Annotated in this window: 9 protein-coding genes, 1 tRNA gene and 2 rRNA genes (1 of these 12 running past the window's edge); 2 read left to right on the forward strand and 10 right to left on the reverse strand. The window is 59.0% G+C overall.

Going from position 1 to position 15,002, the window contains the following annotated elements:
- Positions 1-22 precede the first annotated feature (22 nt).
- The 7 genes from AAC691_RS09290 to AAC691_RS09320 all read right to left on the reverse strand — a co-directional run bounded on the left by AAC691_RS09290 (position 23) and on the right by AAC691_RS09320 (position 10,077).
- Positions 23-646: a plasmid pRiA4b ORF-3 family protein gene (locus AAC691_RS09290; protein ID WP_342629840.1), complete on the reverse strand. Its 624-nt coding sequence runs from the start codon at positions 644-646 to the stop codon at positions 23-25.
- A gap of 100 nt (positions 647-746) precedes the next feature.
- Positions 747-1,673, reverse strand: a complete 927-nt coding sequence (locus AAC691_RS09295) for a DUF2493 domain-containing protein (protein ID WP_342629841.1) — start codon at positions 1,671-1,673, stop codon at positions 747-749.
- Positions 1,674-1,995: 322 nt separating this feature from the next.
- Positions 1,996-3,042 carry a toprim domain-containing protein gene (locus AAC691_RS09300; protein ID WP_342629842.1) on the reverse strand — a complete coding sequence of 349 codons (1,047 nt, stop codon included), beginning with the start codon at positions 3,040-3,042 and terminating at the stop codon, positions 1,996-1,998.
- Positions 3,029-3,469: a hypothetical protein gene (locus tag AAC691_RS09305; protein ID WP_342629843.1), complete on the reverse strand. Its 441-nt coding sequence runs from the start codon at positions 3,467-3,469 to the stop codon at positions 3,029-3,031. Before AAC691_RS09305 ends, AAC691_RS09300 begins: the two co-directional genes overlap by 14 nt.
- Positions 3,470-3,552: 83 nt before the next feature.
- Positions 3,553-4,737 (reverse strand): DUF932 domain-containing protein, encoded by a 1,185-nt coding sequence (locus tag AAC691_RS09310; RefSeq protein ID WP_342629844.1) that lies wholly within the window; start codon positions 4,735-4,737, stop codon positions 3,553-3,555.
- A 333-nt stretch (positions 4,738-5,070) separates the two neighbouring features.
- Entirely contained in the window at positions 5,071-7,626 is a 2,556-nt protein-coding gene (locus tag AAC691_RS09315) for a hypothetical protein (RefSeq protein ID WP_342629845.1), read from the reverse strand.
- A 393-nt stretch (positions 7,627-8,019) separates the two neighbouring features.
- Complete coding sequence (locus AAC691_RS09320; RefSeq protein ID WP_342629846.1) at positions 8,020-10,077, reverse strand: ParB/RepB/Spo0J family partition protein; 2,058 nt, start codon at positions 10,075-10,077, stop codon at positions 8,020-8,022.
- A 392-nt stretch (positions 10,078-10,469) separates the two neighbouring features.
- Between AAC691_RS09320 and AAC691_RS09325 the strand changes: the two genes are divergently transcribed.
- Together AAC691_RS09325 and AAC691_RS09330 are read left to right on the forward strand one after the other, a co-directional pair.
- The gene (locus AAC691_RS09325; protein ID WP_062454484.1) at positions 10,470-10,664 is read left to right on the forward strand and encodes a hypothetical protein; all 195 of its coding nucleotides are present in this window, start codon (positions 10,470-10,472) and stop codon (positions 10,662-10,664) included.
- A 12-nt stretch (positions 10,665-10,676) separates the two neighbouring features.
- Positions 10,677-12,410 carry a recombinase family protein gene (locus AAC691_RS09330; RefSeq protein WP_342630175.1) on the forward strand — a complete coding sequence of 578 codons (1,734 nt, stop codon included), beginning with the start codon at positions 10,677-10,679 and terminating at the stop codon, positions 12,408-12,410.
- On the opposite strand, the gene AAC691_RS09335 is transcribed toward AAC691_RS09330, so the two are convergent.
- The 3 genes from AAC691_RS09335 to AAC691_RS09345 form a co-directional block, all read right to left on the reverse strand.
- Positions 12,367-12,443: transfer RNA gene (locus tag AAC691_RS09335), tRNA-Met, on the reverse strand. The genes AAC691_RS09330 and AAC691_RS09335 overlap by 44 nt on opposite strands.
- Before the next feature lie 21 nt (positions 12,444-12,464).
- Positions 12,465-12,580, reverse strand: a 5S ribosomal RNA gene (rrf, locus tag AAC691_RS09340).
- Positions 12,581-12,699: 119 nt separating this feature from the next.
- Positions 12,700-15,002 (reverse strand): 23S ribosomal RNA (locus tag AAC691_RS09345) (it continues 438 nt past the right edge of the window).

Raw genomic sequence — 15,002 nt, forward strand, 5'->3', positions numbered from 1 at the left:
ACGCCCGGCTTATTGGTGATATCTACGACTTGGGCTTTTTCGGCTTCGGCTGATGAAGCCTTCTCTTCACATTCGGCTTCAATGCGCTTCGGACATCTTTGTCGACGATCGCGAGGTCGAACCACTCGGGATCGAAATGACTGCCGCACCAGAGCTTGGTTTCCCGATGCTCGGGATCCTTGGGGTCGCCGAGTACCTCCAGAAACCGCTCATAGCCTGAAATGCCGCCGACGTCCTCGGGCGGACGAGCACGCGCGCCGTCAACGCAGGTCGCGTGCCGGGGAGCGCTTTCGAGGAAGAGCAGCTCTTCGATCTCCACGGTATGATGCCAGTCATCGCCAAAATCATAGAGGTATGTGAACGCCGCACCCGCGCTGCGGAAATCGCGCAGCCGGACCTCGCGTTCGTCAAAGACCTGTGGATCGCCGATGACCGATCCTTCCGCGGCTTCAATGGCATCTCCGTAACGCAGTCCCCCGATCTCGAACTCGTGGAGATGATAATTCCACCAGTTAAAGGCCGCCTGGATCGCGAGGTGAAGCTGCTCAAGGTTCCATTCACTCGGCACGACGAGACGTCGCCAGACGGCTGGTTCAATTTCGTCGATCGAGATTCTGATTTGCACAGCATTGGGAGGTCCAAACATGGTCCCAAGCAAACCGGCAACCCCTCACCAAGTCAAGGACGTTGCGTATGCGGGTCGCGAGACCCGTGCCGATTTCTCGGCACGGTTTCCACACAGCCTGTCACGCGCCGCCTCCGAACCGCAGCACCGGGATACCGAGGCGCTTTGCCTTGTCGGCCAGATTCTCCTGAATGCCGGTTCCAGGAAAGACAATGACGCCGATCGGCATGGTGTCGAGCAGCGCATCGTTACGGCGGAAGGGCGCTGCCTTGGCATGCCTGGTCCAGTCCGGCTTGAAGGCGATCTGCACGACCTCGCGATGATCGGCCCAGCGTGAGGCAATGAATTCGGCCCCTCTGGGCGAGCCACCGTGGAGCAGCACCATGTCGGGATGCCTGGCCCGCACCTTGTCGAGCCGGTCCCAGATCAGGATATGGTCCTCGAAGTCGAGGCCACCGGTCACGACCACCTTGGGACCGGGCGGGACCAGCAATTCGCCCTCGGCGCGGCGTCGGGCGTTGAGAAAGTCGCGGCTGTCGATCATGGAGGCCGTCATGGTGCGGCGTGACACCAGCGAACCGGTCTTCGGGCGCCATACTGACATGGTGAGGCGTTCGAACTGCTCCTGCGCCTCGTCGCGGAAAATCTCGTAGGCGTTGCGGCGCTCGATCAGGGTCAGCCCCTCGGCGATGAGGCGCTCCAGTTCCACCGAGCGGATCTCGCTGCCATCCTGCTCCTGCTGACTGCGTTTTTGCGCCACTTCGTTGCGGTCCAGCTCCCGTTCGACCTGGCCGACCATGCGATGGAAGATGTTGACAGTGGACCAGAGCAGGGTTTCGAGGTCGGGTTCCAGCCGCGTGTCGGTCAGGGTCGCCGCGATGGCGTCGAAGATGTCGGCGACCGCACCCCCGATACGCGGCGCTTCGGGCAGCGGCCTCGGATCCGGCTCGTCCTCGAAGGGACGGTAGCCATACATCTGGAGTTCAGCCAGCACATGGGCGGTGGATGAAGCGGCGTGCGGCGGTTCGATATCGTCGGTGCGGGTCATGATGCGGTCCTCCCAGGTCTCCGGCCGCGCCCTTCGCGGCCTTTCCGGGGGCGGATAGCGGCAGACCAGGGACGGGCCGGAACCGCGCGCTCGCGCGCGGCCGCAGCACAGCGAAGGATGGCAGGGGGACGGCTATTTTGCCTCGCGATGTAAAGCGCCCCCCGGGGGCGCGACGGAAAATGGCCGGCTCCCGCCATTGCAGGCCCGGCCCGGCTGACGCCCGCTCCCCACCAGAAAGGCCGGGGCGCGGACCTGCCGGACGGGAGGCACGACAGAACCGCTGACAGAAGACGGAAACCGCCCGCCCTTCTTTCCGGCCCGCTCAAGTGCCGGCGGCCTCCAGAAACCGTGCCACGTCCGATGGCGCGAGTTGCGGATGCAGGATCGCTCGCAGCGCGCCACGTCCAAGGGCACGGAGATCATCGTTGAAATCGCCCAGCCGCGGCGACAGACCGATCAGCTCGATCCCGGCGTCATCCGCGCGGGCGTGCAGCGTCGCCAGCGCCTGGTCCCCGGCCGGGTCGTCATCGCGCAACACGTAGAGACGGCGCAGCAGCGGCGGAAAGATCAGGGCGGCGAGATGCGCGGAGGACAGGCAGGCGGCCAATGGCAGATCGGGCAGAACCTGCCGCAGCGAAAGCACCGTCTCGATCCCCTCGCCAGCGGTCAGCACATCGGATGCCACCCCGAAACGCACGGCATGGCCGAGCAGCCCGCCCAAGGCGCGGCGCGGATGATCGACCGGCGCCTTGCCACGACCGTCCGCCGCCAGCCAGGTGCGATGCACGCCGGTCAGAGTGCCGTCGAGGTCAGTGACGGCGGCGATCATGGCAGGCCAGGTCTCGGTCGGACTGTCCTCGTCCGGGCGGTAAAAGCAGCGCGGATGGAAGCGCAGGGCTCCGGCTCCGTGCAAAAGCGTAATGTCGCGTCTGCGGAGATACGCTTCTACGGACGTGCCCGCGATCGGCCCGGACATGGCCCAGAGCCGGCGTGCGGCTTCGGACGAACTGGCGGAGCCACGCTCACGGACAGGCCGATCCTGTGACGCCGGTACCGGATCAGGATGCGGCAGGCTGAGGAAGGCGCGCGCCTCTTCCGCCACGTCACGAAAATCCACCAGGCCGAGACTTTCGCGGATCACGTCGAGCAGATCGCCATGCTCGCCGGACTGTGCGTCAGTCCATTTGCCCGCCCTGCCGTTGGCGGTGTCGTGGAGCCGGACGAACAGCGACCGGCCGGGCGCATTCCGCACGTCACCGACCAGCCAGTAATTGCCGTGACGGCGACCGGCGGAAAGATACCGCCGGCATACCGCCTCCGCATTCTCCGCCAGACGACGCGCGAGATCGCCTGCATCATGCGAGGTCATCGCCCTGCCCTCCTGTGTCGGGATCGCCTCCGTCGAGGGCGTTCGACAACCAGTGATCGGTGGTCATCCATGAAATCGTTTTGCGCCGGCCAAGGTCAAGCAGATGCGCGCCACCGCTGAAGGCGCCGATCCTGGGACGGGAGGCCGTATTGGCCCACTGGAACCCCCACCGGCCCCGCAACCGAAATGTTCGCGCACAGCGCAGCACGAATTCCACCACCTGCTGCGGATCGCCGGTTGTCTCGTCGTGCATCCAGAGTTTCGTGCCGCCATATTCGGGCACGATCGACAGAATGAAGCCGTCAGAGGGCGGGTCTTCCGCCGCAAGTTCGTCGATGAATTCATTGTAGAGGTCGAGCGCCTTGGCAGCGTTTTCCACCGTGCCCACATCGAGCACGCAGGAAAAATGCGTGAAGAAATCAGCCATCAGAAGAACTCCCGAAACGAAAAAGCCCGGCGCAGGGGCCGGGCTCGTAAAAACGTCTTTACGGAAAGACAGAAAAGCGGCTTTCAGGAAGCACGCTCCATCAGCCTGCGGGCCTTCTCTTCCAGATCGAGCCGCGTATCCTGATTGGCTTTCGTCCGCGCCAGTGCGGTAATGCCCTGCACGAAATCGAACACGCTCTCGGGCTTGCGTCCCTCCTCGTTCAGCACTGTTTCGATGATCCTGGTTGTTTCCGGTTTGGAGAACCCACGACGACGCAGGAAACTTTCGCGGTCTTCGTCAGTTTTCGCGACCAGCGCCCGACGTGATGCCTGAATGCCGGAGACGAACGAGGCCGGGCTGGCCGTGGCGAAATTCCGTAGTGCTGGTGTCGCCTGATGCACGAAACGGGATGCTGCAAACTTGCTATGCCGGATCGTGATCTGTTCGAAATTTTCGACGCCCCACAAAAGGCGGTTTTGACACACCCCGCGCAGGTAGAAGGAGGCAATGCCGAGGCTCTTGCTACCGACCTCGCTGTTCCAGGCGTAGAAGCCCCGGAAATAGAGATCGGGATCGCCGTTGGGCAGGCGGCCCGCCTCGATCGGATGCGTATCATCGACCAGAAACAGGAAGACATCGCGATCCGATGCGTAAAGCGTCGTGGTTTCCTTGGTGATGTCGACATAGGGATTGTGAGTCATGGTCGCCCAGTCGATCACACCCGGTACCTTCCAGTTGGTATCGCCTGTGCCGTCACCGGCGATCTTGCGCACCGCGCCGACCAGCTCATGGTCCCAGATGCGGCCGTAATCGGGGCCGGTCACGGCGCGCAGTTCGACGCGGCCGTCTTCGGTCTCCAGTGTTTTCACCAGCTCGGCCCGGTGCGACAGCAGCCCGTGCTGCAGGTTGATCGCTGCCAGTGGGGCCGGAAGATTGCGCAGGTACGATGATGGCGCACCGACAAGACTGCACATCTGGCCAAAGGACCAGTGTGTGGGAGAAATCGGGTCATTCTGTCCTGGCACCGTCAGGGTCAGGCGCTCGGCATTGTCGCGGGATGCTGCCACACGGATGGCGCGGCTTTCCACCGTGCGGGCCGTGGCCCGATCCGCACGCGCCAGCGTGGCGGCATGCAGGTCGGACAGCGACAGGTAACGCTCGTCATCGGGGCGCGAGAACCACTCGGACGATACGCGGGCGCTGCGTTCGCCACGGGAGGGATCAATCCGGAAGCCCGTGCGGGCGGAAGACAGAATGGAAGCGGACATGGGAACTCTCCTCTCTTGCCGGTTATTCGGCACCAGAGGCGAAGCGACCCTCTCCCTCTAATCACCACTTCCCACGCGGGATCCCATCCAACCGCAGAAACACCCAGCCCCTCATCCCGGAACACGGCGTCCCCGTCACCTACCGGAAATCACGACTGCAATGGGGGGTAACAAGAAGGTCCGGTTTGGAGTGCTCAGGCGATATTTCTGCCGTTCGTTTTGTTGCGTGTGGAGACCGCTGGGCGCCCATGGCGGGTGTTCCAAGGACTGGGGCTGGCTTCCAATAGCCGGCATTAATCCTGAAGAGTTGTGACTGCTGTTGGCCAACGGACTTCATCGGGCGGGCAACGACAACCGCTTCACGCGGGCTATGATGTGTCCGATTTCGTCGCTCGAAAGTTGGGGGGAAAATGTGTTTAACGCACCATATGACTGTTTCGTTATTTTCAACGCAATAGCATAGATTTCCGCAAGAGCTGGCAAAAACGGCAGCCAGTTGTCTCTATATTTAGAGTCATTTCGTGCTGCCTCAAGCTCGTCAATTGCCCGATTCGCGAGCTCCAAGACACCAGATTTTGCCATCAACCGCCAGCGCTCGCTGCGCAATTCGAAACGGGGATCTGTTTCAATGGCTTTTTCCATGTAATCCACGGCACCATCAAAATCACCCGAAAACTCGGCTTCTTCGGCCTTCAATTCGAAATGAGCGCTCCCAACGCCGGGGTCGCGTTCGAGGTCGGCCAGCGCATTGCTATAGAGCCGATTGATGTCCGCCGGAGCGCTGGACGGGTCACGATACTTCCAGTGCAAATAGACGCGCGGAAGCGCCTTCAGACTAAAAATAGTCTGACGTAATTTAAGCCATTTGATGGCGTAGTTTTTCGTCTCAACGAAATCTGGGTGTGACAAGGCCAAGAGACACCGTATGAGCGGTCGGTAAGTCCGCTCAAGCCGGTGGTCCTTGCCTTCATTAATCTGAATAGAGCGCTTGTACTCTTTAACCGCTTGCGGAAAATTTCCCTTATATTCGAACATATCGGCCCGCAAAAAAGAAGCCATGCCCCTAGTCTGGTGCACATTGTCTAGTAAAATTATGCATTTCTCCGCATCCTCGTACTTTCTGTTCCGGGTTGCGCTAAGGCAAAAATAGCGGATCAATTCTACTCGAGACGCAGTAACGAACTCGGCGCGTTTCAAATACGCCTTTTTCAGCAACCTATATGCAGATTCCCGATGCCGTGCATGATACAAGCGTATTCCCGCTTGAAACCAATGGGCTGCGGAAACAAAGTTAGCAACGCCATTCGGCAGTTCATCGGTTTGCGCTAGGAGTGACGCCTGAATCCGCGACTCGATTCGCAGGTAACTGTTCTCATTATCATAGATTTCGATCGGCTCCTTAAGAAACCCGACGAGTGCCTCGCGTTGCCAGACGAGCAAACTGGGTCGGATCAGGTCTCTATTTAGCCGATTAGCTAGCAATGGCGTTAAGCGGTAAAGACTTTCGCTTTCCCGCTCTATCAGCCCAAGTTCCAGTAGTTTTCCCAGAACCCGAAACATTGATCTTTTTGGAGAAATCGCTTTTTCAAGGTCGATGATGTCACAAGGGGACACATCGTTCAAAAACAGAAGTGTCCGCTGCTCATCCTCAAAGTCACGTAATTGCGAGAAGGCCCAGCGTACGTAAGTCGTGATCGAAGCAGCCATATTGTGGCTGTCGGCTGCTACTAATTTGTCTATTTGATCGAAGTCCTCCATCCCAGAGGCCGCACGAACGAGAGAAACGAGAAATCCAACAGATCCTCCCGATGCGTGGACGATACTCTGTATTTCCTCGTCGTCCCATCGCCCTGGGTTCTTGTCGAAATATCCGATCAGTTGATAGCAAAACTCAGTCAATTGATGTTCTTCAATAGCTGGAACCCGTTGAGCTGAGATCGATACTCGACAACGGGCCCGGCGCTCTGCGAGCAGCGGTATTTGCGAAATAATGAAGAGTTTAGGACGGGTTGCTGGCGACAACGCATTCACGACATCGTCCAGCCACCCAGGCAAATCAACTCGATCCTCAACGATACGACTGTGCCGCAAGATGACATAGTCTCCGGCAGCGAAAACTCGCTCGATCGTGTCCGCCACCGCCTTTATTTCATCAATGACAACCGAATCGTTCAACTGTTTCAGACGCTCATGGTCAGCTCCAAAGGCTTGGCTTTCGATGCGTAGCCATGTCTGTTTTGGCAAGGATGCTTCGTTGACTTCAATGACAAATCCACGCCCGTTTGGCGTGAAGCTGCGACTGAAGTCTCTGATCAGGGTTTCTCGTCCGACGCCATTGAATCCTGAAACCCATGTGGCAGGGTAATAGGTAAATCGATCTTTCTTAACAACTCTGCTCAAGGTCTGCTGTAAATCATGTCGCGGCATTCGCGGATGATCTGACCGAAGAATAGGCTCAGCCACACGCTCAACGAGGTCGATCGCCTGTTGGACCGTGACCTTCGGCGAAGACGTCCTGTATTGGAGCATGGTTCCGAGAGCTTCGAAAACGGGCTTTCCATCTTCTTCGTGGTCATCTTGCCACGTGATCGGGGTATCATCCAATCGTAGGACAAGTGGTTTAAGCGAGGCCTTTTGAACTAAATCTTTCGCCTGTAAAATTTCGCGCACACAGCCTGTTGCTGCTATGTAACTCTTAGACCAGAAAATTATAAAAATTTGCGATTGCGGCAATTCTTTGTGGGAAATCTCATCCCACATGTGCGCGCCCTCTTCCCCTGTTTTTGAATACAGATAAATCCAGTCATCTGGTAATTTCTTAGAAACTTCTTCTGCAAAGGCAATATCTGTCGACGAGACGGAAAAGAAAATAGGAAACATATTACTCACTGCTCATTTTCTGCGTTCGTTTCTGTCAAGAACTTTATCACAGGCATTTTCTCCTATTCCAGAGCGGATTATAACATAAAATGGGATGGGAAGAGTGTGGATATCGCGTTTCGGCCTAAAACAACTCTCGAGAGATTGTGTAATCCGCTGAGGGCGCTGCCCCTGCAAGGCCCAAATGACGCTTGTGGGTCACCCATCGCCGAACATGAGACATTCCTATGTCGGCTTGAGTGACAAAAGCAGTTTGCTCTGGTCATGTCCGCTTTTCGGCTCAATTCGTTGGATTTTTTATGACCAAGTTGAGGCGAAAGCGGAAGGGCTGCCGAGTAGCATGACAGCATTAAAAAAGCGGCTCCCGGAGACCGGAAGCCGCCATTTTCATTCAGGGAAATGCTATTCCGCAGCAACCGCGGCAGGCCCGTCTGCTGAGTAATCGGGGGCTTCGTCAGTTTTCATCTGCGCGGACAGTCCTTTCGTGCGTAATGCTTCGGGCAGCCAGCCGGAGCCCTCAAGCAGCCTTTCGGCCGCCTGTGCCATGTCGGCCTTCTTCAGATGTGCGATGCGGTCGGCGGCCTCGTCGCCCCACGCCTCACGCACGGCTTCGAGGATACGGGCCTTGGTGACGCGACCGAAATAGTTCTCCACCGTCGCCTGCCAGCCTGCGTCGACCAGGTCGAGCCGGAGCGCAGTGGCGAGACGGTCGGCGCGGGCCAGCCGCTCCCTGATGCTACGCGCCAGAGACGGACCATGGGACGATTCATGCAGCGCATTGACCCCGAAGGACAGGCAATGCGCCAGCAGGGCTAGGCGACTGGTATCGTCCAACCCATCGAGCCACTGCCAGAGTGCATCCTCGTCCTCCGGCAGATCGTGCTTCCAGCCCTCGTTGCGCTGGCGCAGCGCATGGGCCGGCAGGCTGCCCGGCATGTCTGGGGAATGGACCTGCAGCGGGATTTCCCGGACATAGGCTTCCAGGCAATCCGCGCCCGAAACCTGCCAGTAGAGATCGCGCACCAGCGTGTGGAGCAGTTCGGTCAGCGCGACATGCGGATTGGCCGCGAAAGCGTCACGCAAGGCCAGCGTGCGCCAGGCCGTCAGTTCCGTCAGCAGGCGATCGGAAAGCGGCTTCAGTCCATCTTCTTCCTCGGGCTCGGCGTCGGGTACTCCTTTCCTCCCGTCCCCTTCGGCATCGTCGCCATCGCCGCGATGATCAATGGCGTCGTCATATCCGTCGGATTCGTCGTGATCGACTTCAGGTTCGACCAGCATATCTTCCGGCCGGACGAAACTCCGCTCGACCAGCAGCGTGCCGTCAGTATCCAGGCTGACGAAGACACCAGCCCGCGCCATATCCACCGGATCGAAAGACGCAGGGCGCTCTTCCAGCGCCTCGATGGCCTGCTCGATTTCGCCCAGCCGGATATCGATTTCTTCCGGGAACTCATCAGCCTGGGCATATTCCGCCTCGATGGTTTCCTGCTCGCTGTGCAGCGCGGTCAGACGCGCGGCTTCCTCTTCCGAGAGCACAACCGGCGCGCCCTCGATCTCCACGAAGTCCCGTGTGTGCCCCCAGGGAAAGGACAGAGCCGTCTCAACCCACTTCCAGCCTTCGGCGCGGATCTCCTCGGCCGCTGCCGCCAGCTTTTCCATGACCAGTCGATCAAGCAGGGTCGGATCCTGCAGCCAGCCGCCATCGTCGGCTTCGAACAGGTCACGCATGATGGGGCCGCCAGCCGCAACATAGACATCCAGCCCGACGAAGCGCACGCGGCGATCCGATGCACGCACGGTTTTTTCCGTCAGCATGCGGCGGATGACATAGGGTTCACGGTTATGGCTCTGGGCAATAATCTCCCAGACCTGTTCCTGACGGGCATGGTCATCGCTGATCGAGAAGGCCATCAACTGGTCCAACTTCATGCCAGCCTGCTCGTAAATATCGAGCAGCTTGTCCGAAACGGTCATGAGGCGCAGCCGCTGTTTCACCGCAGCCGGCATGACGAAGAACGCGGCGGCGATCTCGTCCTCGGACATGCCCTTCTCCAGCATGTCGCGAAAGGCACGAAACTGGTCCAGCGGATGCAGCGCCACGCGCTGCACGTTCTCGGCCAGGGAATCATCCTCGGCGAGAATGGCCGATCCGGCCTCGCGCACGACGCAGGGCACCGGGGCCGTCTTCACCAGTTTCTTCTGCTTCACCAGCAGTTCGAGGGCGCGGAAGCGTCGGCCGCCGGCCGGCACTTCGTAAGACCCGGTTTCCGTCCCCTCCCCGTTCAGGACGGGCCGGACGTTCAGGCTCTGGAGCAACCCGCGACGTTCGATATCGCGGGCCAGTTCCTCGATCGACAGGCCGGCCTTCACACGCCGCACGTTGGCCTGCGACAGCACCAGCTTGTTGAAAGGGATATCACGAGATGCATTGAGAGCGATTTTCTGGATGGCGCTCGCCATGGCGGGACACTCCGTGACGGACGGGCGGAAGCCTCTCTCCCACCCCTGAGTCCGTCACGAAAACCCCACTTCCCTCTTCCTCTCTCCCAACCCCACCGGAGACCAGATCGCATCCGCGGAATGGCACGAACACGACTTTACGGAAGCTCTTTCTGCGCCAATCGATCTGCGAGTCGACACGCACCACGACAAATTGCGACTATTATAGTCGCAACATCACCAATTTGTGATAGTGCCGACAGCGATAGCCGCGCGTGTTCGCGACTATCCCAAAGCCCTCTTCTTACGATCCATCCATTTGTTTCCACGCATTTTTCTGTTCACGCATATCCCGTCCGACATCCACAGTGCCGTAAGAACTAACCAGAGGTCCATGCAGAAAGGACGGGAAGATGGCACGCCAACGCGATACGATAGCGGGCAGGCTGCGGCTTGTTCTCGACGCCCCGGACGCCAACGTGACACCGTTACGTACTGGCGCCGATCCGCGGCTGGTCAGTCTGGTCCGGCTTCTGGCCCGTCAGGCCGCACGGGATTTCGTCAACGCTGAAGTGGAGGCCGCGAGGCAGCGCGATCTCCAGGATTAGGGAGATGGGATTGTGAAAGTCGCGCTGTATGCCCGCTATTCATCCGAGAACCAGCGTGACGCCTCAATCGAGGATCAGTTGCGCCTGTGCCGCCTCCACGCCGAGAAGCAGGGCTGGACGATCGTCGACAGCTATACCGACCGTGCGATCTCGGGTGCCTCCCTGCTCCGCCCCGGCATACAGGAACTGATCCAGGACGCCACGCGCGGCCGCTTCACCATCGTACTGGCCGAAGCCATGGACCGACTGTCGCGCGACCAGGAAGATATCGCCGGCCTGTTCAAGCGGATGACCTTCTCCGGCGTGCGGATCATCACCCTCTCCGAGGGCGACGTCACACACCTGCATATCGGCCTCAAGGGCACGATGAACGCCCTGTTCCTCAAGGATCTCGCTGAGAAGGTCCGGCGAGGGCTGCGCGGGCGCGTCGAGGACGGCAAGTCCGGCGGTGGCAATTCCTACGGCTACGATGTCGTGCGCCAGTTCGATGCGAAGGGTGAGCGCATTCGCGGCGACCGGACCATCAATGAGGATGAGGCTCATACGGTCAGGCGGATCTTCACCGATTACACGCGCGGCAAGTCCTCGCGCACGATCGCCATGGAACTGAACCGGGACGGCGTTCCAGGCCCGCAGGGACGCGAATGGGGACCGTCCACCATTCATGGCAATCGGGAACGCGGCACCGGCATCCTCAACAACGAAATGTATGTCGGGCGTCTGGTCTGGAACCGGCTGCGCTATCTGAAGGATCCTGATACCGGCAAGCGCGTCTCACGCCTGAATCCTGAATCCGAATGGGTGACTCAGGACGTGCCAGAGCTGCGGATCGTCGAGCAGGATCTGTGGGACGCCGTGAAGACGCGCCAGGCCGAGACGACCTTCAGCCAGCCGGAACGGGGAAACGAAGCCCTCAGCGAGCGGCGCCGTCCGCGCCATCTCTTTGCCGGACTGATCCGCTGCGGCTGCTGTGGCGGTGGCTACAGCATGATCTCGAAGGATCTTCTTGGCTGCTCGACGGCACGCAACAAGGGCACCTGCGATAACCGGCTCAACATCCGTCGCGACGCACTGGAAGCATCTGTCCTGAGCGGTCTGCGTACGCATCTGATGGAACCGGAACTGTTCAAGGAATTCTGCAACGAGTTCACCCGCGAGGTGAACCGCATGCGCATGGAACTGGGTGCCGACCTTGCAGCGATGCGGAATGAAATTCCTCGCATCGACAGAGAGCTGGATAAACTGCTGAATCTTATCCTTGCCTCAGATGACATTGAGGCCTCCAAGCGGGTCATGAAGAAAATGACGGTGCTCGAAGCCCGCAAGGAGGAACTGGAACAGAAGGTTGCCAATACCGAGGAGCCTCCTCCCCTTCTCCATCCGAACATGGCGGAAATTTACCAGCAACGGATCGCGTCTCTCTACGAGAGCCTTCAGGCCGAAGAGACGAAGACCGAGGCGGCCGAGCGCCTGCGCACGCTCGTCTCGCAGATCACGCTCCAGCCGGCCGACGGCGAACTGGCGATCATCCTGCGCGGCGACCTGGCCGCAATCCTGCAGTTCGCGGCGCACAAGAAAAACGCCACGGTCCATCCGGACAGTGGCGTTCTTGATGCGTTCGTATCGCAAGTATCGTTGGTTGCGGGGAACCGCACACTACGATCCCGGCGAAATGTGGCGAATGGTCATTCGCAAGTATCGTTGGTTGCGGGGGCAGGATTTGAACCTGCGGCCTTCAGGTTATGAGCCTGACGAGCTACCGGGCTGCTCCACCCCGCGGTGGTGTAGGTGGATTGGAAGACCTGGCGGCGACCGACTTTCCCGCGTCTTGAGACGCAGTATCATAGGCGCTGGGGCATTTCACGGCCGAGTTCGGGATGGGATCGGGTGGAGCTATCCCCGCCATGGCCACCAGGTCGTCCAGTCCACCCTGATGGGGTGTAGTGGGCGTGAGAGGTTGGTGCTGAGGAGTGTGTATTGAGTGTTGAGTGGATGATTGCTGTGCATGTGTGTTGCCTGCGTTTAAGCGGGCTGTGTGAGTGAGCCTTTTGGGCGATTAGGACCAGTTAGCTGCACGCATTACTGCGCTTTCACATCTGGCCTATCGACGTGATGGTCTATCACGGCCCTCGGGGAGACCTGGTTTTGAGGTGGGTTTCTCGCTTAGATGCTTTCAGCGATTATCCCGTCCAGACTTAGCTACCCGGCTGTGCCGCTGGCGCGACAACCGGTGCACCAGAGGTCTGTTCATCCCGGTCCTCTCGTACTAGGGACAAATCCTCTCAAGTCTCCAACACCCACGGCAGATAGGGACCGAACTGTCTCACGACGTTCTAAACCCAGCTCACGTACCACTTTAATCGGCGAACAGCCGAACCCTTGGGACCTGCTCCAGCCCCAGGATGTGATGAGCCGACATCGAGGTGCCAAACCTCCCCGTCGATGTGGACTCTTGGGGGAGATCAGCCTGTTATCCCTAGAGTACCTTTTATCCGTTGAGCGATGGCCCTTCCACGCGGGACCACCGGATCACTATGGCCGACTTTCGTCTCTGATCGAGCTGTCACTCTCACAGTCAGGCGGGCTTATGCCATTGCACTCAACAGTCGATGTCCGACCGACCTGAGCCCACCATCGCGCGCCTCCGTTACACTTTGGGAGGCGACCGCCCCAGTCAAACTGCCCACCATGCAGGGTCCCGGACCAGGCTTACTGGTCTCGGTTAGACATCAGAAACAGTCAGGGTGGTATTTCAAGGATGGCTCCACCGGAACTGGCGCCCCGGGTTCTAAGCCTCCCACCTATCCTACACAGAATGTCTCTGATGCCACTGCAAAGCTGCAGTAAAGGTTCATAGGGTCTTTCCGTCTGACCGCGGGTACCCCGCATCTTCACGGGGAATTCAATTTCGCTGAGCCGATGCTGGAGACAGCGGGGAAGTCGTTACGCCATTCGTGCAGGTCGGAACTTACCCGACAAGGAATTTCGCTACCTTAGGACCGTTATAGTTACGGCCGCCGTTTACCGGGGCTTCAATTCAGTGCTTGCACACCTCCTCTTAACCTTCCGGCACCGGGCAGGCGTCAGGCCGTATACGTCGTCTCTCGACTTCGCACAGCCCTGTGTTTTTACTAAACAGTCGCTACCCCCTGGTCTGTGCCACCCACAAATGGTTGCCCAATCATGGGTCTCGCTTATCCCGAAGTTACGCGAGCAATTTGCCTAGTTCCTTCAGCATCGTTCTCTCAAGCGCCTTGGTATGCTCTACCAGTCCACCTGTGTCGGTTTCGGGTACGGTCTATTCGCTAGAGCTATTTCCTGGAATGCTCCAAAAGCCAGCCCAATCCGTTAAGGACTGACAACATATCGCATTCGTCACTTCTAGCAGGCCCAGGAATATTCACCTGGTTTCCATCGACTACGGCTTTCGCCCTCGCCTTAGGGGCCGGCTCACCCTGCGCGGATTAACCTTGCGCAGGAACCCTTGGACTTTCGGCGACAGTGTTTCTCGCACTGTTTGTCGCTACTCATGTCAGCATTCGCACTTCCGATATCTCCAGAGAGGGTCACCCCGTCTCCTTCTCAGACCTACGGAACGCTCCGCTACCGCGCATACAAAGTATGCACCCACAGCTTCGGCACGTGGCTTGAGCCCCGTTACATTTTCGGCGCAGGGTTTCTATTAGACCAGTGAGCTATTACGCTTTCTTTAAAGGATGGCTGCTTCTAAGCCAACCTCCTGGTTGTTTTGGAATCCCCACATCCTTTCCCACTTAGCCACGATTTGGGGGCCTTAGCTGGTGGTCTGGGCTGTTTCCCTCTCGACGATGGACCTTAGCACCCACCGTCTGTCTGCCAGGCTAAACTTCCGGGTATTCGGAGTTTGGTTAGGTTTGGTAAGGCTTTGGGCCCCCCTAGCCCATCCAGTGCTCTACCCCCCGGGGTCAACACCTGACGATCTACCTCAATAGATTTCGCGGAGAACCAGCTATCTCCGAGTTTGATTGGCCTTTCACCCCTAGCCACAGCTCATCCCCGACTTTTTCAACAGGCGTGGGTTCGGCCCTCCAGTGCGTGTTACCGCACCTTCAGCCTGGCCATGGCTAGATCACTCGGTTTCGGGTCTTCTGCCAGCAACTCAGCGCCCTATTCAGACTCGCTTTCGCTACGCCTACACCTATCGGCTTAAGCTCGCTGCAAACAGAAACTCGCTGACCCATTATACAAAAGGTACGCCGTCACCCCATAAGAGGCTCCGACTGCTTGTAGGCATCCGGTTTCAGGTCTCTTTCACTCCCCTCGTCGGGGTGCTTTTCACCTTTCCCTCACGGTACTTGT

It is taken from the genome of Nguyenibacter vanlangensis (assembly GCF_038719015.1).
In the GTDB taxonomy this organism is placed as follows: domain Bacteria; phylum Pseudomonadota; class Alphaproteobacteria; order Acetobacterales; family Acetobacteraceae; genus Gluconacetobacter; species Gluconacetobacter vanlangensis.

What these genes read in the sequence shown, in the direction of transcription:
- AAC691_RS09325 (WP_062454484.1), top strand. Translation starts at nt 10,470, where the DNA reads ATGGCACGCCAACGCGATACGATAGCGGGCAGGCTGCGGCTTGTTCTC.
- AAC691_RS09295 (WP_342629841.1), bottom strand. Translation starts at nt 1,673, where the DNA reads ATGACCCGCACCGACGATATCGAACCGCCGCACGCCGCTTCATCCACC.
- AAC691_RS09320 (WP_342629846.1), bottom strand. Translation starts at nt 10,077, where the DNA reads ATGGCGAGCGCCATCCAGAAAATCGCTCTCAATGCATCTCGTGATATC.
- AAC691_RS09300 (WP_342629842.1), bottom strand. Translation starts at nt 3,042, where the DNA reads ATGACCTCGCATGATGCAGGCGATCTCGCGCGTCGTCTGGCGGAGAAT.
- AAC691_RS09290 (WP_342629840.1), bottom strand. Translation starts at nt 646, where the DNA reads ATGTTTGGACCTCCCAATGCTGTGCAAATCAGAATCTCGATCGACGAA.
- AAC691_RS09305 (WP_342629843.1), bottom strand. Translation starts at nt 3,469, where the DNA reads ATGGCTGATTTCTTCACGCATTTTTCCTGCGTGCTCGATGTGGGCACG.
- AAC691_RS09310 (WP_342629844.1), bottom strand. Translation starts at nt 4,737, where the DNA reads ATGTCCGCTTCCATTCTGTCTTCCGCCCGCACGGGCTTCCGGATTGAT.